This window comes from Hymenobacter profundi, from assembly GCF_019334315.1.
GTDB classification, from domain to species: Bacteria; Bacteroidota; Bacteroidia; order Cytophagales; family Hymenobacteraceae; genus Hymenobacter; species Hymenobacter profundi.
On record NZ_JAHWGL010000003.1, the window covers coordinates 26,462 to 46,562 of the forward strand.

Genomic DNA, 20,101 nt, shown 5'->3' on the forward strand with positions numbered 1-20,101 from the left:
GTGTTGCAGCTAGGTAAGCTAAGGAATATGACGCAAAAAACGCGTATTTCAGGCGTTTTTAAAAGAGTATGGCTATTCGCAGATGATTTGATCTTTGAACTCCACGTTAACGCGGTGGTAGGTATTCCAGCCCAGGGCGGGCGGAATTTGGCGGTAAAATACCATTAGTTTCGCAAATTTTTCCGATATATTCTTCGGAAAACCAAATTCTATGCGCTGGTCACCTACCTGTTGGGTAAGGGCAACCTTACCATTTGGGTCAATAAAAACTTCTGCTACTTGAGCCCGCCAAAAAGGATGCTCATCTATGTAGCGCAGTAGCTCCAAATAGTGACGGCCAACCGAATCCTGAAAGAAACCAGCCTGCAACGGTGCCCCGCCCTGCCGGGCCACGGGCACCACGCGGGCCGTGAAGAGCGGTGAGAGCGGCAGTTGCCGGCCATCAGAATCGAGGTAGGAGTCCTGGCGGGTATCCGAGTGCGTGAGGCGGGCAATGGGACGGCTCTGGCGCACATCAGCATGCAGGTTGCCCGACAGGTCGCGGTAAACCTGCGCATCCTTCACGAAGCTGTGCGCCTTTAGGCGCCCTTCCAGCGCCCGCAGGTTCAGGGCCTCGGGGGCGCTACCCTCCAGCCGGTCCCGGCCGTTTCTGGTCAGCAGTTGCGTCACTTCCCGTTCGCTAATGAAGTAGTTATTGAACTCATTACTAATTTTAACAATGACTTGTCCCACAGGACGATGCGCCTGCCGGATCCCAGCAAACACCAGTAGCCCAACCAGCAGCACGAGGCAGCCGGTGGCAAACAGTAGATTATTGGCTTTACGCTTCAGCTCCATTCCACTTGTTATCTAAAAGAGTCCGCAAGCGCGGCACCAGTTGGTCGATGTCGCCGGCGCCAACTGTTGCCAGCACGTCGAATGAATCATCGGTTTGGGCGGCAGCCAGCACCTGCTCTTTCGTCTGCAACGACTTTACGGGGGCCGTTATCAGATCCAGGAGCAGCGCCGATGTGATACCGGGCAAGGGTAGCTCCCGCGCCGGATAGATATCGAGTAGCACCACCTCGTCGGCCAGACTTAAGCTGTCGGCGAAGCCCGCAAGAAAGTCGCGGGTACGGGTGAACAAATGGGGTTGAAACACCACCCGCAGCCGTTTGCCGGGGTAGAGCGCTCGTAAGGAACGCAGAAAGGCGTCGATTTCGCGTGGGTGGTGGGCATAATCGTCCACATACACTTTTGGCCCAGTGCCCGAAGTGGCCGTTACGATGAACTCGAACCGCCGCTTTACGCCCCGGTACGCCGCCACACCCGTTTTCAACGAGTCGGAATTGACGCCTTGCAACTGCGCTACGCAAGCAGCGGCCAACATGTTTTCCACATTGTGGTATCCGGGCACCGATAATTGCAAACCCATTACGCTACCCGCTACGCTATGTAGGTCGAAATGAAACTGATGGCCCTCCGCCGTAATGGCCGAGGAATATAATTCTGGCCCTTCGCTTTTTGTGAGCCCATAGCGGATGACGCGCACCTCCGGCCCCACCGCATCGGCCACGCTGGCATCGGCGGTATGGTTGAGCAGCAGCGTGCCACCGGGCTTTATCTGCCCCGCAAACTGCCGAAACGACTCCACCAGCGCATCCTTGTCGCCGTAAATGTCGAGGTGGTCGGCATCGGTACTGGTGATGATAGCGACGTCGGGGTGTAAGGTCAGGAAGGACCGGTCGTACTCGTCGGCCTCTACTACTATTTTAGCTGTTGGCTCTTCCCCAGAAATTTCTACACCATTATTTTTAATTCCTTCAGGCAACAGCAGGTTGGAACCGAGGTTGACGCTGATGCCGCCCAGAAACGCTCCTACCGGTAGGCCGGCGTGGTGCAGCAAGTGCGCCAGCATACTGCTGGTAGTGGTTTTGCCGTGGGTGCCAGCTACGGCTAGAGTAGGACGGCCTTCGGTAAGCACGCCCAGCACCTGGCTGCGCTTGCGGATATCATAACCATTCTCCCGCAGCCATGCCCATTCCTGGTGGTCTTTCGGGATGGCCGGTGTGAGAACCACTAGCGTTTGCTCGCGGTTGTCGCGCACTACCGCCGGAATGTTCTCCACCGCATCGGCATAGTGAATGGCAATGCCTTCGGCGGTGAGTGCCTCGGTGAGGGGAGTAGCGGTTTTGTCGTAGCCGCTCACCTGATGACCGTTGGCCTGAAACCACCGCGCCAGCGCCGACATGCCAATGCCGCCAATGCCCAGAAAATAGACGTAAGGTTGCAAGTAGTTGAATCGTTAAGAATTAAAATTCGGCTGCATCAGCTTCTCTAGCTCGTCTACAATCGTGTTGGTGGCAGCAGGGCGCGCCAGCGTCAAGGCATTAGTAGCGAGTTGCTGACGGCGCTCAGGTTGGTGCAGCAGAGCCAGCGCTTCATCGTAGAGACGGGCGGCAGCTTGCGTGTCCGTTACCAGTAGGGCGGCGTTGCGCTGCACCAGGGCCATGGCGTTTTTGGTTTGATGGTCTTCGGCCACGTTGGGCGAGGGCACCAGAATGCTCGGTTTGCCTGTGAGGCATAGTTCCGATACCGATAGTGCTCCGGCCCGGCTCACGACTACATCGGCGGCGGCGTAAGCCAAATCCATACGCTGGATGAACTCCAGCGCGTGCAGCCCTTCCCCCACGTAGGGCGCAGCGGCCGGGGCAGCCTGGGGATAGTAGGTTTTGCCGGTTTGCCACAGCAGTTGCACACCTCCTTGCTGAAGACGCGGTAGCGCGGCGACCGTGGCCTCGTTGAGGGTGCGAGCACCCAAGCTACCCCCGACTACCAGTAAAACTGGTCGGCTGGCATCCAGCCCAAAGAAAGCCAACGCTTCGGCGCGGTTGCCGCTGGCAATTTCGGCGCGGACGGGGTTGCCCGTGAGCACCAGCTTATCGGCCGGAAAGAACTTCTCCATACCCTCGTAGGCCACGCAAATACGGTCGACGCGGCGAGCCAGCAGCTTATTCACGAGGCCCGCGTAGGAATTCTGCTCCTGAATGAGGGACGGAATTCCGCGCGAGGTGGCGGCCAGCAGCACCGGTGCCGAGGCGTAGCCCCCTACCCCCACCACCGCATCGGGCTGAAACTCTTCGAGCAGCTTGCCCGCCTTGCGCACCGACCGAATCACGCGCACCGGAAACAGCAGGTTCTGAGGCGTCAGGCGACGTTGTAAGCCCGTCACGTCGAGGCCCACAATGCGGTAGCCGGCCTCGGGCACGCGCGTCATCTCCATGCGGCCGTTAGCGCCCACAAAGAGAATTTCCGCGCTGGGGTGGCGGCGGCGCAGTTCGTTGGCAATGGCCACGGCCGGGAAGATGTGCCCGCCCGTACCGCCGCCGCTGATGATTACTTTCATGTTGTGCTTAAGCTATTAGCTTCGTCGAATGTCATTCCGAGCTGATCGAGGAATCTCGCGTGCTGATGGCAGGTAGTAATTACTATCAAGCGAGATTCCTCGACCAGTTCGGAATGACGTTCCGTTTCGTTGACTTTCTGGAGATGGGCGGCTGCAAGCCGCCCCTACCCCATTGCTACCCGCGGAATCCGGGCGGTATCGGCAGGCTCGCCCACTATGGGGCGTACCTCCCGCTCGCCCCTACTCACGGCCAGGATAATACCGATGCTGATACCAGTGAAAATGAGCGAGGTACCGCCCATACTCAACAACGGCAGGGGTAGGCCCGTAATCGGACCCAGGCCTACGGCCACGCCCATATTTACCATCGCCTGCAAGACCAGACTAAAGCTGAGGCCCGCCGAAAGCAACCCTCCAAAGGCGCCGGCGCTGTTCATCACGGTTTTCAGCCCTCGATAGAGAAAAGCGAGGTAGAGAAACAGCACGAAGGCACCTCCTACCATGCCATATTCCTCAATAATTACAGCGTAAATGAAGTCGGAATACGGGTGCGGTAGGATGTTGCGCTCGGTGCTCTTACCGGGGCCTTTGCCCGTAACGCCACCCGTAGCAATAGCTATGTAGCTGTGCTCCAGCTGAAACGGCACCGGCTTCGATTTATCCGTGAAACTTGATACGCGACTCATTACCGTTTTATAGCGCTGCCCTGAGGCCAGCCCTACCCCACCTACTACCAAGCCAATGGCTACCATCACGGCCATCTGCTTCAGTGGCACCCGACCAATGAACATCAGCAGCAAACAGGTAATAAATAGCAGCAGTGCCGTAGAAGCGTTACTCATAATGATGATGCCGCAAATCAATCCTACCCACAGCATAACGGGGAGCAGGGTGGTTTTGAAGTCTTGCACGTGTTGCTGACGGCGGCTGAGCATACTGGCCAAGTGGGCAATGAGGGCCAGCTTGGCTAAGTCGGAGGGCTGAAAGGTTTGGTTGATAACCGGGATGGTCAGCCAGCGCGAAGCGTCGTTGAGGGTAGTGCCCCCAAAAAAGAACGTGAAGAGCAGCAACGGCACCGAAATCAATAGTGCATACAGCGACAACCGCGAGTAATAGCGGTAGTCGATGCGGTGGGCCAGCCACATGAAGAACAGCCCCACCAGAATCAGTCCGGTATGCTTAAACAGAAAATATTCGGTGTTGCCGCCCATCTTCTTGTAGGCCAGCGTACCCGTAGCCGAGTACACCACCGCAATACTGATCAGCGAAAACAAAATCACGATACCCCACAGGACCGGGTCGCCCTTGAGGTTGCGTTGCAGCCAGTTTTTAATGGGTTCCATGGAGTGAAATTGTGAGATAGTGGGTTTGTCGTTCTGCTGGCGTGGCTTGTTTGAGATGGTACTTATGTAATGGATAGAGAGCTACATGTTTCACAAACTGGACATCATGCTCACCCGCTCACAATTACACCATTTCCTGCACTGCCGCCGCAAATTGCCTACCCCGGTCCTCATAGTTCTTAAAGAGGTCGAAGGAGGCGCAGGCGGGTGAAAGCAACACTACGTCGCCGGGGCGGGCCAGGGTGGCGGCACGCTCCACGGCATCGGTCATGCTTTGGGTCTCGACGAGGTAGGGCACCACGCCGGTGAAGGCAGTGCGTAGCTTTTCGTTGTCTGCCCCCAGGCAAATGAGCGCCTTCACGCGTTCCTGCGCCAGGGGCAGCAACGAGGTGTAATCGTTGCCCTTATCGGTGCCCCCAGCAATCCAGATGATGGGTTTGGTAATACCATCCAGGGCGTACCAGGCGGCTTCCACGTTGGTGGCTTTGGAGTCGTTGATGAAGGTAGCGCCGTTGATTTCGCCCACGGGTTGCAGGCGATGGTCGGCGTTGCGGAAAGTAGCCAGAGCACTTTCTATCTGCTCTTTCCCTACCCCCGCCACGCGGGCGCAGAGCACAGCTGCCAGGATGTTCTGGCGGTTGTGCTTCCCAATCAGCGGCGAGTTGGCAGTGCTGATTTCCTCAGTTTCGCTATAAAAACCGGGCAATAAATCTAGGCGTACCAGGCTTTCTTCTTCGTAGTAGCCCGCCAAGTGAAAATCGGGGCGGTGGTGCAGGCTGAACGGTAGCTGTCGCACCGGCCGAAAGGCCCCCTTAAAGTTGCGCTGGATGTTCTCGTCGTCGGCGTTGTAGATGAAATAGCCGTTGCTGTCCTGCCGGCGCATGATGCGCAGCTTGGACTCGGCGTATTTTTCCATCGAGTAGTCGTAGCGGTCGAGGTGGTCGGGCGTGATGTTGAGCAGCACCGACACCCAGGGCTGAAAATCGTGTGTGTCGTCGAGCTGGAAGCTGCTTAGCTCTACCACGTAGTAGTCGTGCTGGTCGTCGATTACCTGCTCGGCCAGGGAGTAGCCCACGTTACCGGCCAGGCCTACCTTCAGGCCAGCCTCTTTCAGCAGGTGGTAGGTGAGCAGGGTGGTAGTGGTTTTGCCGTTGGTGCCCGTGATGCAGATGCACTTCGCTTTGGTGTAGCGCCCAGCTAGTTCAATCTCGGAGATAATAGGCGTATTCTGTGCCCGCAATGCCTGCACGATGGGGGCCTTCTCCGGAATGCCAGGGCTTTTCACCACCTCATCGGCTTGTAAAATGCGCGCTTCGGTGTGCTGATTCTCCTCAAATTCGATACCAGCCGCCGTCAGCTTTTCCTTGTAACGTGGTTGAATCGGGCTTTTGTCGGACACAAATACGGTGTGGCCTTTGGCGTGCGCTAACAGCGCCGCCCCTACCCCACTTTCCGCAGCTCCTAAAATGACGATGTTCATGCGTTATTCTGTTGAGGTTTCTCGCGAAGATTGCGCCCTGCGAGAAGCCTGTCATTAGCGTAGTTTCAGCGTTACCAGCGTCAAGACGGCCAGCATAATGCCCACAATCCAGAACCGCGACACGATTTTGGATTCGTGGTAGCCCAGTTTCTGGTAGTGGTGGTGCAGCGGCGACATGCGCAGCAGGCGCCTACCCTCACCGTACTTTTTGCGGGTGTATTTAAAGTAGCTCACCTGCACAATCACCGACAGGTTCTCAATCAAAAACACCCCACACAGTACCGGAATCAGCAACTCCTTACGGATGATGAGGGCCAGCACTGCAATGATACCACCAATGGCCAGCGAGCCGGTATCGCCCATGAACACCTGCGCGGGGTAGGAGTTATACCACAAGAAGCCCACGCACGCCCCCACAAATGCCGTACAGAAAATAACCAGCTCTCCGGAATTCGGTATATACATAATATCGAGGTAGTCAGCCAGTACTGAGTTGCCACTCACAAAAGCGAAGATGGCAATGGTAGTCCCGATGATGGCCGAAGTACCCGCCGCCAGCCCATCGAGGCCATCGGTGATGTTGGCGCCGTTGCTCACGGCCGTGATGATGACGATGACGATGGGAATGTAGAGAAAGGCATAGAGGCCATTGAAATACGGCCCAGCGTAGCTAAACAGGTTACCGTAGTTCAGCTCGTTGTTTTTGGCGAAGGGGATGGTGGTAATCATCAGCTTCACATCCTGGTATACCTGGCTGGCATCTACGGCCGAGAGCTGACCATCGGGCAGCAGGTACTGGCGCACAGTTACGTCGTTGGAAAAGAACAACACCCAGCCCACCGTGATGCCCAGCCCTACCTGGCCCAACACCTTGAAGCGGCCTGCCAGGCCTTCCTTATCCTTCTTTACTACCTTAATATAGTCGTCGAGGAAGCCAATCAGCCCTAGCCACACCGTGCTCAACAGCATCAGAATGATGTAAATATTATCGAGGCGGGCGAATAGCAGCACCGGCACCAAGATGGCTAGCAGGATAATCAGGCCACCCATGGTAGGCGTCCCTTTCTTCTCCATTTGCCCCTGCAACCCCAGGTCGCGAATGCCTTCACCAATCTGGCGGCGCTGCAACACGCGAATGAGACGCCCCCCAAATACCTGGGCAATCAGCAGGGAAGTGATAACGGCCATGGCCGCCCGAAATGTGGTGTATTGGAATACCCCCGCGCCCGGTAGGTGATAGGTTTTGTATAAATACGTGAAGAGGTGGTAGAGCATGAGCGCAGGAAATCAGCAAAAAAGGACAGTTGAAGGTCTTTCAAACTGCAAATGTTCAGCTTTTTGACGAGGCGTCAGGTATTGCGTTTGTTCGGAATTTGATTAGTGCTGGTCACGGTCCACGGGCCAGCTAGGGCATCGTGGTAGGTGGTGTGCACGGCGCGCAGCTGCTGCACTAAGGCATCGGCCCGAATCAGCGTAGTCGACAGCGCTGGACTAACGAAGCGAGGCGACGTGTCATTTTTCTCGGTTTGCTTCATCCACAGCGTGGGGGTAGCAGGACGGCTTGGGTTCTTCTTCATTTTGCCAACAGCTCAAACATCTCACGCAGCACTTGCTTGTCGTCGAAAGGCGTACGCACTCCCTTAATTTCCTGGTAGGTTTCGTGGCCTTTGCCCGCTACCAACACAATATCACCGGGTTGGGCCAGCGCCACGGCCGTTTTAATGGCCTCGCGCCGGTCGGCAATGGTCAGCACCTTTCCCATATCGGCTGGCGCTACGCCGGCCTGCATCTGGTGTAAAATGTCGTTGGGGTCTTCGAAACGCGGATTATCGGCGGTTAAGATTACACGCTCGGAGCCCTGACAGGCCAATTTAGCCATAATCGGGCGCTTGGCCGCGTCGCGGTTGCCACCGCAGCCTACCACCGTAATCACTTGCTGCCGCGGCTGGCGGATGTCGGCAATGGTATCAAGCACGTTTTCCAGCGCGTCGGGCGTGTGGGCATAGTCCACGATGCCGGTCACGCGCGTCTGCGCCGACACTACTGGCTCAAACCGCCCCGGCGCCGACAGCAAGCCGGAGAGAATGGTCAGCACCGCGTCGGCGTCTTCGCCCAACAGCACGGCCGCGCCATACACGGCCAGCAGATTGTAGGCGTTGAACACGCCGATAAGGCGAAACTGCACCTCACGGCCGTCTACCTCCAGGTGCAAGCCGTGCACAGCATTTTCGAGCAGCTTGCCCCGAAACGTGCCTACCCCCCGCAGCCCATACGACTCACGCCGGGCCACGGTGTTTTGCAGCATCACCGGGCCGCGCTTGTCGTCAGCGTTGGTGAGGGCGAAAGCGGTTTTAGGGAGTTTATCGAAGAAGCCTTTCTTGGCCTTGAGGTAGGCGTCGAAGGTGCCGTGGTAGTCGAGGTGGTCGTGGGTGAGATTGGTGAAGATGCCGCCCGCGAAGTGCAGGCCCGTAATGCGGTGCTGCACCACAGCGTGCGAACTGACTTCCATAAACACGTAGGCGCAACCCGCCCGCGCCATGCGCGCCAGCAGCTCGTTCAGCCGGATGGCGTCGGGCGTGGTGTGCGTGGCCGGAATCACCTCCTCATCAATCTGGTTCTGCACCGTGCTCAGCAGGCCCACGTGGTAGCCTAGCTCCCGGAACAGCTTGTGCAGCAGGGTAGCGCAGGTCGTTTTGCCGTTGGTACCGGTTACGCCCACTAAGCGCAGTTTTTGCGACGGATGGTCGTAGAAGGTGGCTGCCATCAGAGCCATGGCGGCGGCACTGTCGGGCACCAGCACGTAGCTCACGGCATCGGCTTGCTCGTCGGGTAGGGTTTCGCACACCACCACGGCAGCGCCTTGCTCCACGGCTTTCGGAATGAACTGGTGGCCATCGGCCGCCACCCCGCGCAGGGCAAAGAACACAGTGCCCGGTCCCGCTTGGCGCGAGTCAAGGGTAAGGCCTTGCACCTCTACCTCGGTAGGGCCCTGTTGGTCGAGTACCGGAATGCCGGTAAGCAGCGCAGAAAGAGAATGTGTTGTCAAGAGAAGAAACGACGCGGCAGGCGCCGGTTAAGCTTTGGGTTTGGTTTCGGGGCGGCGGGGCGTTTGCTGCGTGATGGACGACGGCGCCGACCGTTTTTTGGTTGGCTCGGCGGGGTAGGTCACGGCCGGCTTAGGTTCGCTGGCCACCGAGGGTAGCAGCACCGGCACCATCTGGCGGCCAATGGGCGCCAGTTCCAGTACTACGGTAGTACCCCGTTTCAGGGCGCTACCCGCAGCCAGCGACTGGCGTTGCACACGGCCCGTACCTACGGTTTTCACGCGCAGCCCCCGGTTTTCCAGCAAAAATAGGGCATCTCGCAGTGTCATGCCCTGCACGTTGGGCACATGGTCGCGCGACACGGGCTGGGCCACCACGGCCAGCTTGGCCGAGTCGCGGGCGGGCGTCACACGCACCCAGTCCTCGGCTACCGCCTGCGGCGCGTCCATTCCTATCGCGAGTTTTTCGCACACCAGTTGCAGTTCGTCTTGCATACCGGCGCGCACGTAGGGCACTCGCGAGCGAGGGCCACTACCCCGCGCCAGCAAGGGCCGCTGACTGGCCGCGTCGCGGGCCATGGCCTTGTCGGCCACCTCCCGGAACACTGGCGCGGCCACCGTGCCACCATAGATGCGGCCGCGGCGAGGTGAGTCAATCACCACAATGCAGCTGTACTTAGGCTTGTCGGCGGGGAAATAGCCACAGAAGCTGGTGGAGTACATGCGGGTATAGTGGCCGTTCTTGAACTTCCAGGCAGTGCCGGTTTTACCAGCAATGCTGTAGTCGTCGGTTTTGATGCCGCGGGCCGAGCCGTTCAGCACTACCCCTTTCAGCATAGATTGCAACTTGGCAACCGTTTTTTCCGAACAGATGCGCGGGTTCAGCACCCGCGCGTCAAAGCTCTCTAGCACCTTATCGGCCTGCTTGATTTCCTTTACAATGATGGGCTCAATTTTCACGCCGTCGTTGGCAATGGCGTTGTAGAACGCCAGCGTTTGCAACGGGGCCAGCTTCAGCTCATAGCCGATGCTCATGGTAGAGAGCGAGGTGCGGCTCCAGCTCCGGTCGTTGGGGTCCTTCACATAAGGCCGTGCCTCGCCCGCCATCTGGAAGCCTAGCGGCTTGTCTAGCCCGAAGCTCTTGAGATGGTCGGTGTACTTTTCGGGGTTGGCCGAAAAATGGTCGTTGATGAGCTTGGCTACCCCAATGTTCGACGACTGCTCAATGGCCTTCTGAATGGTCACGCGGCCGTTGGGATGGGTGTCGGTTTTGATGGCGCCGGCAATCTTCATAGAGCCCGAGGTGCCGGTGTTCACGGTGTCGGTCAGCTCAATGTCGGGGTCGTCCTCAAACAAGGCCATCATGGAAGCCAACTTGAAAGTAGAGCCCGGCTCGGTGCGGCCCTGGTCGGCAATGGCGTAGTTATAGTTCTCGGTGTACACGCCGTCGCCAATCTTGCCCAGGTTGGCAATGGCCTTGATTTCACCGGTTTTCACCTCCATCAGCACCACGCAGCCATACTGCGCATCGTTGTCTACCAACGACTTATACAGTGCGTTTTCGGCTACGTCCTGCAAGTTGATATCGAGGGTAGTCCTGATATCGTAGCCGGCTTGGGCCTTCACCTCCGAGCCATCGTAGATAGGTTTGTTGCCGCCGGGTAGGCGCTCAAACAGGGCCTCGCCGTCTTTGCCGGCCAAGCTGCGGTTGTAGGTAAACTCTAGACCCGCGCCGTTTTTGTCTTCGTTCAGGAAGCCAATAGTGCGCTGGGCCAGTCCGCCAAAAGGCCGAAAACGCTTGTCGACCTTCTCGAAAATAACCCCGCCCTTGTTCTTACCTAGCCGGAAAATCGGCCACGCAGCCAGCTGTTTTTTCTCCTGAAAATTGATCTGCCGCGAGTTCAACCGAATATAGCGCACCACAGGCGAGGCGTTGCGGGCGTTTTTGAGCTTGCGGGCATATTCCTGCGCCGACTTATCCCCGAAAAAGCGCGAGAGCAACAGCCCCAACGAATCGGCCTTGGCGCGCAGCACATCTTTGTCGACCACGCTTGGGTCCCAGGCTACCCGGTAGAAGGGTAGCGAGGTAGCCATAATGCTCTTGCCGTCGCCGGCCAAAATGGTGCCCCGCGTGGCAAATACCGGCTGGTACACCACCCGGCGCTCCTGCTCCAGCGCCCGCCACTTGGCCCCCTCCTCTTCCGACTGAATCCGCGACACCTTCCAGACAATGGCCGCCGAAAACAGGCACACTCCCAAAAAGGCCAGGCGAACCCGCGTAACTATGGCTTTTTTTACGTTTCCCTTCATTTCTTCTTCGCAGGTTTAGTGCGCGCTTTCGGGGCTTCAATCATGCGCGGCGCACGGACAGGCGCAGCCACCGAGTCAGGTGGCAGTGCCCCGGCCTCTTCCTCGGCGGCTAGGCGGGCCAACGAGTCGGCCACGGCCCGCGCCGCCATCGAGTCGGCGGTGATAACAGGTAGGCGGTCCAGTTGGGCCTCGTCGAGGCGGCCGGCTGGTACTTTAATGCGGAACGGCGGCGAGGAGCTTTCCACTAACCCGTAGGCCGCTACTTTGCGGGCTACCTCGCTTTGCTTGCTAGCCTCCATATAGTCAGAGGATAGGGTAGTAAAGTCGGCGCGCAAGTCCTCAGTTTCCAGTTTCAGCTTCTGAATATTGCGGTTCATCCGCGTGGCATAGTGCGTATTGCCGATGTAGAGCAACGTTAGGAACATCACGAACAGCAAATGCGGCAGGTAGCGCACCGGCAACCCCTCGCGGAACAGCCCATCCATGCGCATGATGCGGTCAACCACCGTAAATACACTCCAGGTGCTAGCGGGCCGCCGCGGGGCGCGGTAGGGCTCCGGCTCTTCCTCGGGCTCCGGCTCGGGCACGTGGGTAGGCTCGGGTACTACCTCCGGCACAGGCATGGGCGCTGCCACCTCGCGCGGCACATTGGCGCGGGGTGTAGTTTTTTGCGGTGGTCTGACGGTATTAACGGCCATGTTTTTAATTAATAATTAAGAATTAGAAATTAATAATGGATACATAAGCATTCATTAGCTGGCGCTGATAATTCAATTAGCAAATATTTCATAGTTGACATTAACAGATAATTTTTCATTTCTAACTATTTATTTTTAATTCCGCTATGCGGAGTTTCGCGCTTCGGGCGCGGCTGTTTTCGGCAATTTCGGCGGCGGTGGCTTCTACGGGTTTGCGCGTGAGCACGGCGAAGGGCTGGTGCGTGTTGCCGAACAAATCTTTTTCTACTTCGCCGAAAAACTTGCCTTTGGCGAGGTAGTTTTTCACTAGCCGGTCTTCCAGGGAGTGGTAGCTCATTACCACCAAGCGGCCGCCGGGGCGTAGCACTTGCGCCGTTTGCAGCAGCATTTCCTGCAGGGCTTCCATTTCCTCGTTCACCTCGATGCGCAAGGCCTGGAACACTTGCGCTAGGTACTTATTCTCTTTCCCGCGGGGCGTGCAGGGTGCAATGGCTTTCTTTAGCTCCGCGATGGTGGTGATGGCCCTACCCCGACGGGCGGCCACTACAGTGGCGGCCAGGGTGCGGGCATTCGTCACCTCACCATACATCCCGAAAATGCGGTGCAGCTCGGCCTCAGAGTAGTCTTGCACAATGTCGGCGGCGGTTTGGGAAGCCTCGGGGTTCATGCGCATATCCAACGGCCCGTCGAAGCGGGTAGAGAAGCCGCGCTCCGGCGTGTCGAACTGGTGCGACGACACCCCCAAGTCAGCTAATATTCCATCGACGGGTAGGGCGCCGTGGCGGGCTAGCTCGGCGTGCAGGTCGCGGAAGTTGGCGCGAATGAAGGTGAACTGCGGCCGGGACAGGCGGGCGGCTTCGGCCTCGGCATCAGCGTCCTGGTCGAAGCTGTAGAGGTGGCCGGTGGTGAGATGCTCCAAGATGCGCGCCGAGTGCCCGCCTCCGCCAAAAGTTACGTCTACGTAGCGACCATCGGGACGCAGGTCGAGGGCGTCGAGGCACTCGCGTAGCATCACGGGGCGGTGGTAGGCGGTATCGTTGGGGTAGGAAGTGCTCATGCAGCAAGTGGACTGGTAGGGGCCGTGTCAGGGGTGGTCAGGAATTTTTGGGCCAGCTTGGAGAAGCTCTGCTGGTCTTTGATGAGGAAGTTGTCGTAGCGCTCAGGGTCCCAGATTTCGCACCGGTTGCCGATGCCTACAATAATGGCCTCCTTCTCGATGCCGGCGTAGCGCAGCATGGTGCGCGGCAGCATAAACCGGCCGATGCTATCGAGCTCCACCTCCGTCATGCCCCGCAAAAAATTGCGCTGAAACTGACGGTATTCCTCATTGAACTCGTCCAGCGCCATCACCTTCTCGTGAATCACGCGCCACGCCGAGCGGGGATACAGCACTAGGCACGGCTCAAAACCGCGTACCAGTATCAATTGGTTGCCGGTTTCCTCTGGCAGACTACCCTTCACCTTAGCCGGCAGCACCAGGCGCCCTTTCGGGTCCAGCTTGCATTCATATTCGCCGGAGAGAAGGTTCATGGCATTGCCTGGCATCGTTTCAGGGATACTAGCAAAAGTACGGATTGCCTGGGAAAAGCCCACCACGATTTACCATTTTCTACCACTCCACTGAAAGCGCGTTTTCAGGGTATTTAAGCGGTTTTGCACTTCTATTACCGTAAAAAGCAAAGCGGCGCTACCACTTGGTAGCGCCGCTTTGTCAAAATGGCAGACGTTTATCGTTCCGAACGAATCCGTGGGTCCAGACATTACTTCGTGCGCCACAGGCGCCACCAGGGTAGGTAGGGCTGGTCGTGGTGCTCGTAGTGGTAGCCGAAAAAGTAACAGCTCACGAAAGCCCACGCATGGTGCCGCAACTGCGTGCGCGACTTGTGCGGATTGTCGGGGGCGTGCTCGCCCCGGTGCGGCAGGTAGGTCCCAAAAAAGAACAATTGCAGGGTAGCCAGCACGGCCGGTATCATCCAGAAGACAATGATGTTCGCCTGCGGAAACCACAACTTCAGCACGTTATAGGTAGCGGCCATTAACACTACTTGCCACCAAGTCACGTAGTTCCAGGCGAAGCGCACGAACCAGAACAGGAAGTTGGGATGCTCGCCATCGTGGTAGTCGGGGTCGTCGGGGGTAGCTACGTGGCGGTGGTGCTGGTGGTGCTTAGGCAGCATCCCAGGGAACCAGTTGTAGGCAAACAGCAGCGCGGCGACGGTGCCAATGGCATTGTTCAGGCGCGGGTTGGGGCTCACCACACCGTGCATCGCATCGTGGGCGGTGATGAACAGGCCGGTGTAGAGGTGCATCTGCACCAGAGCCAGCAGGTAGGGCCAGGGCGTGCGCCAATCGGGCTGGTAGTAGGCCAGCAGGTAGGTGAGTAGACCTGCCCACAACGTCATAATTAACAACGCAATGCCTACCCCCTTATACCCTACCGACGTAGGTTTCAGGCGTTTTTGCGTGGATAGAGTAGCAGTTGTTGACATAGGGATTTCGCAGGGATACGCGAAAGTAACACAGGATGAGACCGCGTACGTTCAGAAAGTCACTCAGTCACTCTGCCACTCAGTCACTGCTTAGAGTCGCAGCAGCGTGTCGCGCACCTTTTCCATCAGCCACATGGGTGTGCTGGTGGCGCCGCAAATACCGATGGACTGCCCCGGCCGGAACCACTCGGTTTGCAACTCCTCCACCTTCGACACGAAGTGCGTGTTGGGGTTGGTTTCGAGGCACACATGGTAGAGCACCTTGCCGTTGGAGCTTTTGGTGCCCGATACGAAAATCACCTGGTCGAACTGGGCAGCAAACCGGCGCAGATCTTTGTCGCGGTTGCTAACTTGGCGGCAAATCGTGTCGTTAGCGTTTACGGTGTGGCCCCGCTGCTCCAGCTCGCCCTTGATGCGGTAGAAGCTGTCGGTGCTCTTGGTGGTCTGGCTGTAGAGCGTGATGTTGTCGGGCAGTTCGTGACGCAGCAGCTCGTCGAGGTTCTCAAACACCACCGCTTCGCCGCCAGTCTGGCCCAGCAAGCCGCGCACCTCGGCGTGGCCATGCTTGCCGTAGATGAAGATCTTATCCTTTTTGTCGAAGCTGGCCTTGATGCGGTTTTGCAGCTTTAGCACCACCGGGCACGAGGCATCAATCAGCGTCAGGTTGTTTTCCAGCGCCATCTGGTAGGTAGCGGGTGGCTCGCCGTGGGCCCGAATGAGCACGGCCTCGCTACGTAGGGTAGCAAAGGTATCGTAGTCGATGATGCGCAGGCCACGCTGGCGCAGACGTTCTACTTCTTCGTCGTTATGTACGATGTCGCCTAGGCAATACAGGTAGCCTTGCTCATCCAGCAAGTCCTCGGCCATCTGAATAGCATAGATGACGCCGAAGCAAAAGCCGGAATTGGGGTCGATACGGACGCTCAGGTGGTGCGGCATAGCTTTCGGAATAACCGCAAAAACCGGCATAAGGTTACAGTGCGGGGGAGTATCCGGGAAAAGATACGCAAACTCATCCTTTCGGGCTGCAAAACCCGCGCATTTTCAGCACTATAAGCGGCCGAATACCCGGCGTCCCTCAAAGGACTTAATTACACTTTCCTCCACCGGACTGGCCCGAATAATCTCGTTCTCCTGCCAGAATTTGGCGTTATAGGGCCGCCCCTGTAGCATTTGCAAGTCATCGGCGCTGTGCTTCACTCGGCCGTAGGCCTGGCTGGGTAGGCGGCCAGTGTATTGATATAATAGCAGATAGGCCGATATCAACGACTGCACGGGCGGACGGTTACCGGTTTGCACTGTTACGGCCAGCTCACCCCGCGTGCTGGCCAGACGCGTGAGCGAATCAGCCACCGGCGCAAAATCCGACACCAGCCGCAATGAATCTGATAACGGCTGAAAACCCTTCGTAAATGCCAGCATAGAACCTACTCGCAGGCGTAGTTCCTGGCGGCGCAGGGCTGCTGTCTGACGGTCGAGGTAGAGCGTGCCAGCGGGAGCGGGCTTGTCTATCCCCGGTCGCGGCTGGAAATCGATGACAGCGGTTTCGCGGCCGTTTTCAGTCTGTATCTCGCGTAGCGTGAAGGTGAACCGCTTGGCTGCATCCGAAGCCAGTGGCAGGTACAGACTACCCCGTTTGGGGTGCTGGGTGAAGGTAGGCAGCCGCATCAGGGTAGAGAAGTTTTTCATGTGAAATGGCCCTGCCACAGCCGCGTAACGCGACTCGCCTAGCTCCCACCCTACTATCTTCTGCGGTGTCAGCTCTACATCATAAAACGCGTCCGACAGTTCGTCGTAGGTGCCGTTGGTGCGGGTTTTCTGGCGGTAGAAAGCCTTGCCGTAATACGTATCTTTTTCGTGACGAACCAGTTGGGCGTAGGCGCGCTGCACCAGGTCTTCGGCCACGCGCTGGGGGTTGCGCACTACCACCTCCGGCAGCTGTACCGTGCTGGCGGGCAGGATGATAGTGAGCGGCGCAGCCGAAGTAGCCACTACTTCTGTGCGGGCGTACCCAATGCTGAGTGCCACCAGCCGTTGCGGCAGGGCGGGCACGGTCAGGCTGAATTCTCCTACCTCGTTGGTAGCAGTACCCGCCGCTCCGTCGGGCAGGGCCACGCTGGCATAAGGAATAGGGTGATGCTCGGTGTCTTCTACTCGCCCCGTCAGGCGAATACTTTGGCCAAAAGCCGTTAGGCTACTCAGTAAGAGACACCCTACCAGTACTACGTTGTGCATCATGCTAACAAGGGTAGAAATACAAACTAGCCTAAACAAAAGAAGCTCCAAACAGGAGCTTCAGGATAAAATATGGTATGGTGCAACGCTATAAGGAGGTTAGGCGCTGGGCGTCGGGACCAGATACGTGGCCGCGTTCTACCATAAAATCGCGCACCAGAGCAAAGGATTCGTTGTCCATACCGGACTCGGGGTGCTGCAAGAGCGTGCGTACCAGAAACTGCCGGTCATCATCTACGTGCTGGCTGAGGCCCAGGAAGGCGGGCAGGTTGCTTTCCACGCTCAGGCGCAGGAACCGAATTTCGGCGTTGTCATCGTCGCGGCGCACGGCTTCGTCAAACAGCTTGGCGGCCTGCTGTACGTAGGTGAGCTTATTGAACATGGAAGCGTCGCGGGCCCGAATAGCTTCAGCGGCGGCTTTATAGGCTAGCACCACAGCATCGTGCTGGGTGTAGGCAGCCATTAGTTGGTGAAACTTCTCACCACCTTCTTTGCTTGCAGCGGCTTGCTGATACTGGCGGCGCAGGTTGGCAACGGAGTAGGGATTGGCGTCGGACACGAGACTGGAGAGAATGAAGAACAGGGTAAGACAGAACGGCAGCAGAACCTTCACGCAGTACGAGTTTGTTGGCTAAATGGCCCGGAGGCGATAACGAAAGTACGAACCTAGCAGCAAAAGCATTTTAGTGTTGTTGGGCACACGCACTCGTTCACCCAAAATATGCGCCGCCGGCAACTGCCGGATTTTATAAAAAAGCTTTAAGTAATATACGTAGGCTAGGTATACGCCTAATCGCGCCGCGCGTGGCAGCTGCACAATACCCGCGTAGCCCGCCTCAAAATCGGCCAGGATATCTGCTTCGATTTCGCGCTTTACTTGGTCATCGAATTGCTCGTACTGCACGCCTGGGAAATACACACGGCCACGGTCTTCGTAGTCGGAGCGAATGTCGCGCAGGAAGTTCACCTTCTGAAACGCCGAGCCCAGCCGCCGCGCCGGTTCGCGCAGGTGCTCAAACAGCGCCTTATCCCCCTCGCAGAAAATGCGCAGGCACATTAGCCCTACCACTTCCGCCGAGCCATAGATATACTCCTGGTACAAGGACTGGTTGTAGCTCTGGTCCTCCAAGTCCATCTCCATGCTGCGCAGAAACGCATCAATAAACTCCTGGTCGATGCCGTAGCGGTGCACCATCAGCTGGAACGCGTGTAGCACCGGATTCAGACTGAGCCGCTCGCGCAGGGCCTCGTCGGTCTGGCGCTTAAAATCCTGAAACAGTGCGGCTTTATCGTGGCTATGGAAGGTGTCCACGATTTCGTCGGCCCAGCGCACAAACCCATACACCGCGTACACGGGCAGGTGAAAGCGCTTGTCGAGCGTCCGGATGCCCAGCGTAAACGAGGTACTGTAGCGGGTGGTAATCAGCTTGCTACACGCCAGCGTGGTTTCATCAAAAAGGGCAACGTGGTCCACGGGGGTAATTGAGAATTAAAATTTATGAATTAGAAAGTAGAACGTCATTTCGAACGGAGTGAGAAAGCTCGCGTGCTCCCGCTAATTCCTGACGATTGAGCTTACCATTGCACGCGAGCTTTCTCACTCCGTTCGAAATAACGTTCTACCCTACCCCGCCGAAGTCCTTTTCAATTTCCTGCGCTACTACCTGGCCCGAAATGAGCGAAGGCGGCACGCCAGGGCCAGGCACGGTGAGTTGGCCCGTAAAATACAAATTGCTGACTTTCTTGCTTTTCAGCGCGGGTTTCAGGATGGCCGTCTGGCTTAGCGTGTTGGCCAGGCCATAGGCGTTGCCCTTGTAGCTGTTGTAGTCCTGGATGAAGTCGCGGTGGGCGTAGCTGCGCCGGAATACTACCGCGTCGCGGATGCTTTGGCCGCAGTGTTTTTCCAGGCGCTCCATGATGAGGTGGTAGTATCGTTCGCGGGTTTCCTCGGTATCGTCGAGGTTAGGGGCCACCGGAATCAGTAGGAACAGGTTTTCGCTGCCCTCGGGCGCCACACTGGGGTCGGTTTGGGAAGGGGCCGAGGCGTAGAACAACGGCCGCGTAGGCCACTGGGGCTGCTCGTAAATCTCGTGCGCGTGCCGCCCAAAGTCCTCATCAAAGAACAGATTATGGTGGCGCAGGTTGTCGAGGCGCTTGTTGACGCCGATGTAAAACAGCAGCGACGAGGGCGCCAGCGTGCGCTTGTTCCAGTAGCGCTCAGTGTAGTTTCGGTGTTCGAAGGCCAGTAGGTGCTGCTCGGCGTGGTGGTAGTCGGCACCAGCTACTACCACGTCGGCCGGCCGGAAGCCGGTGGCGGTGCGTACACCCGTGGTACGGCCGTTTTCCACCACAATTTCCTCCACAGCCTGGCTGTACTCGAACTGTACGCCCAGTTCCTGGGCCAATTGCACCATGCCTTCCACAATCTTGTGCATGCCGCCCATGGGGTACCACGTGCCCAGCGCGAGGTCGGCGTAGTTCATGAGGGAGTAGAGCGCGGGCGTGTTTTGCGGGGTAGCCCCCAGAAACAGCACCGGAAACTCAACCAGCTCCAATAGGCGCGGGTCTTTGAAGAACTTGCGCACGTGCTTGTGCATGCTTTGCAGCAAATCGAGACGCAGGGCGTCTACCAGCAGGTGGGGCTTGGCAAATTCCAGCACCGAGCGACCCGGCATGTGCACAAATTTGTGCATCCCTACCTCATATTTATAGGCAGCCTGCCGCAGAAACTCGTCCAGCCGCGCGCCGCTGCCCGGCTCAAACCGCTCAAACAACGCCCGCAGCTCCTGCATGGCCGCCGGAATATCCACGGCCTCGCCTCCCCGAAACACCACTTGGTAGGACGGATCCAGCCGCACCAACTCGTAGTAGTCCGCTACTTTTTTGCCGAAGCGGCCGAAGTATTGCTCAAACACATCGGGCATCCAGTACCAGCTGGGGCCCATATCAAAGGTGAAGCCGGCTGACCGAAACTGGCGGGCGCGGCCGCCAGGACTTTCGTTTTTTTCCAGTACCGTGACGCGGTGGCCCTGTTGCGCCAGGGAAGTAGCGGCTGCCAGCCCGGCAAAACCGGCCCCAATTACAAGTACATTCATTATCGCAGATTGTGCAGATTGAG

Annotated in this window: 18 protein-coding genes; all 18 read right to left on the bottom strand. The window is 57.7% G+C overall.

What is annotated here, in order from left to right; translation table 11 throughout:
* Positions 1-72: 72 nt before the first annotated feature.
* The 18 genes from KYK14_RS01615 to KYK14_RS01700 all read right to left on the bottom strand — a co-directional run bounded on the left by KYK14_RS01615 (position 73) and on the right by KYK14_RS01700 (position 20,078).
* Complete coding sequence (locus tag KYK14_RS01615) at positions 73-837, bottom strand: cell division protein FtsQ/DivIB (RefSeq protein ID WP_243900310.1); 765 nt, start codon at positions 835-837, stop codon at positions 73-75.
* On the bottom strand, positions 821-2,272 hold the full coding sequence (murC, locus tag KYK14_RS01620) for a UDP-N-acetylmuramate--L-alanine ligase (RefSeq protein ID WP_219156402.1): 1,452 nt from the start codon (positions 2,270-2,272) through the stop codon (positions 821-823). Before murC ends, KYK14_RS01615 begins: the two co-directional genes overlap by 17 nt.
* 12 nt (positions 2,273-2,284) lie before the next feature.
* Positions 2,285-3,385: an undecaprenyldiphospho-muramoylpentapeptide beta-N-acetylglucosaminyltransferase gene (murG, locus tag KYK14_RS01625; protein ID WP_219156404.1), complete on the bottom strand. Its 1,101-nt coding sequence runs from the start codon at positions 3,383-3,385 to the stop codon at positions 2,285-2,287.
* A 164-nt stretch (positions 3,386-3,549) separates the two neighbouring features.
* Positions 3,550-4,728, bottom strand: coding sequence for an FtsW/RodA/SpoVE family cell cycle protein (locus KYK14_RS01630; protein ID WP_219156406.1), 1,179 nt, complete (start codon positions 4,726-4,728; stop codon positions 3,550-3,552).
* Between the two features lie 124 nt (positions 4,729-4,852).
* Positions 4,853-6,208, bottom strand: coding sequence for a UDP-N-acetylmuramoyl-L-alanine--D-glutamate ligase (gene murD, locus KYK14_RS01635; RefSeq protein ID WP_219156408.1), 1,356 nt, complete (start codon positions 6,206-6,208; stop codon positions 4,853-4,855).
* A gap of 54 nt (positions 6,209-6,262) precedes the next feature.
* On the bottom strand, positions 6,263-7,483 hold the full coding sequence (gene mraY, locus KYK14_RS01640; protein ID WP_208308031.1) for a phospho-N-acetylmuramoyl-pentapeptide-transferase: 1,221 nt from the start codon (positions 7,481-7,483) through the stop codon (positions 6,263-6,265).
* Between the two features lie 74 nt (positions 7,484-7,557).
* Positions 7,558-7,785 carry a hypothetical protein gene (locus KYK14_RS01645; RefSeq protein ID WP_208308030.1) on the bottom strand — a complete coding sequence of 76 codons (228 nt, stop codon included), beginning with the start codon at positions 7,783-7,785 and terminating at the stop codon, positions 7,558-7,560.
* Positions 7,782-9,254, bottom strand: coding sequence for a UDP-N-acetylmuramoyl-L-alanyl-D-glutamate--2,6-diaminopimelate ligase (locus KYK14_RS01650; protein WP_219156410.1), 1,473 nt, complete (start codon positions 9,252-9,254; stop codon positions 7,782-7,784). Before KYK14_RS01650 ends, KYK14_RS01645 begins: the two co-directional genes overlap by 4 nt.
* A gap of 27 nt (positions 9,255-9,281) precedes the next feature.
* On the bottom strand, positions 9,282-11,561 hold the full coding sequence (locus KYK14_RS01655) for a penicillin-binding protein (protein WP_219156412.1): 2,280 nt from the start codon (positions 11,559-11,561) through the stop codon (positions 9,282-9,284).
* Positions 11,558-12,259 carry an FtsL-like putative cell division protein gene (locus KYK14_RS01660; protein ID WP_246601634.1) on the bottom strand — a complete coding sequence of 234 codons (702 nt, stop codon included), beginning with the start codon at positions 12,257-12,259 and terminating at the stop codon, positions 11,558-11,560. Before KYK14_RS01660 ends, KYK14_RS01655 begins: the two co-directional genes overlap by 4 nt.
* Positions 12,260-12,380: 121 nt before the next feature.
* The gene (gene rsmH, locus KYK14_RS01665) at positions 12,381-13,316 is read right to left on the bottom strand and encodes a 16S rRNA (cytosine(1402)-N(4))-methyltransferase RsmH (protein ID WP_219156414.1); all 936 of its coding nucleotides are present in this window, start codon (positions 13,314-13,316) and stop codon (positions 12,381-12,383) included.
* Positions 13,313-13,789, bottom strand: coding sequence for a division/cell wall cluster transcriptional repressor MraZ (mraZ, locus tag KYK14_RS01670; protein ID WP_185282825.1), 477 nt, complete (start codon positions 13,787-13,789; stop codon positions 13,313-13,315). The genes rsmH and mraZ overlap by 4 nt, the downstream gene beginning before the upstream one ends.
* 230 nt (positions 13,790-14,019) lie before the next feature.
* Positions 14,020-14,748 (bottom strand): fatty acid desaturase, encoded by a 729-nt coding sequence (locus tag KYK14_RS01675; RefSeq protein ID WP_219156416.1) that lies wholly within the window; start codon positions 14,746-14,748, stop codon positions 14,020-14,022.
* 90 nt (positions 14,749-14,838) lie between these two features.
* Positions 14,839-15,717: a 4-hydroxy-3-methylbut-2-enyl diphosphate reductase gene (locus KYK14_RS01680; RefSeq protein WP_243900309.1), complete on the bottom strand. Its 879-nt coding sequence runs from the start codon at positions 15,715-15,717 to the stop codon at positions 14,839-14,841.
* Positions 15,718-15,798: 81 nt separating this feature from the next.
* The gene (locus KYK14_RS01685; protein WP_219156418.1) at positions 15,799-16,986 is read right to left on the bottom strand and encodes a carboxypeptidase-like regulatory domain-containing protein; all 1,188 of its coding nucleotides are present in this window, start codon (positions 16,984-16,986) and stop codon (positions 15,799-15,801) included.
* Between the two features lie 85 nt (positions 16,987-17,071).
* A complete protein-coding gene (locus tag KYK14_RS01690; RefSeq protein WP_208308022.1) occupies positions 17,072-17,542 on the bottom strand; it encodes a hypothetical protein in 471 nt (156 codons plus the stop codon).
* 72 nt (positions 17,543-17,614) lie between these two features.
* Entirely contained in the window at positions 17,615-18,457 is an 843-nt protein-coding gene (locus tag KYK14_RS01695) for a phytoene/squalene synthase family protein (protein ID WP_219156420.1), read from the bottom strand.
* A 145-nt stretch (positions 18,458-18,602) separates the two neighbouring features.
* The gene (locus KYK14_RS01700; RefSeq protein WP_219156422.1) at positions 18,603-20,078 is read right to left on the bottom strand and encodes a phytoene desaturase family protein; all 1,476 of its coding nucleotides are present in this window, start codon (positions 20,076-20,078) and stop codon (positions 18,603-18,605) included.
* Positions 20,079-20,101: the final 23 nt, after the last annotated feature.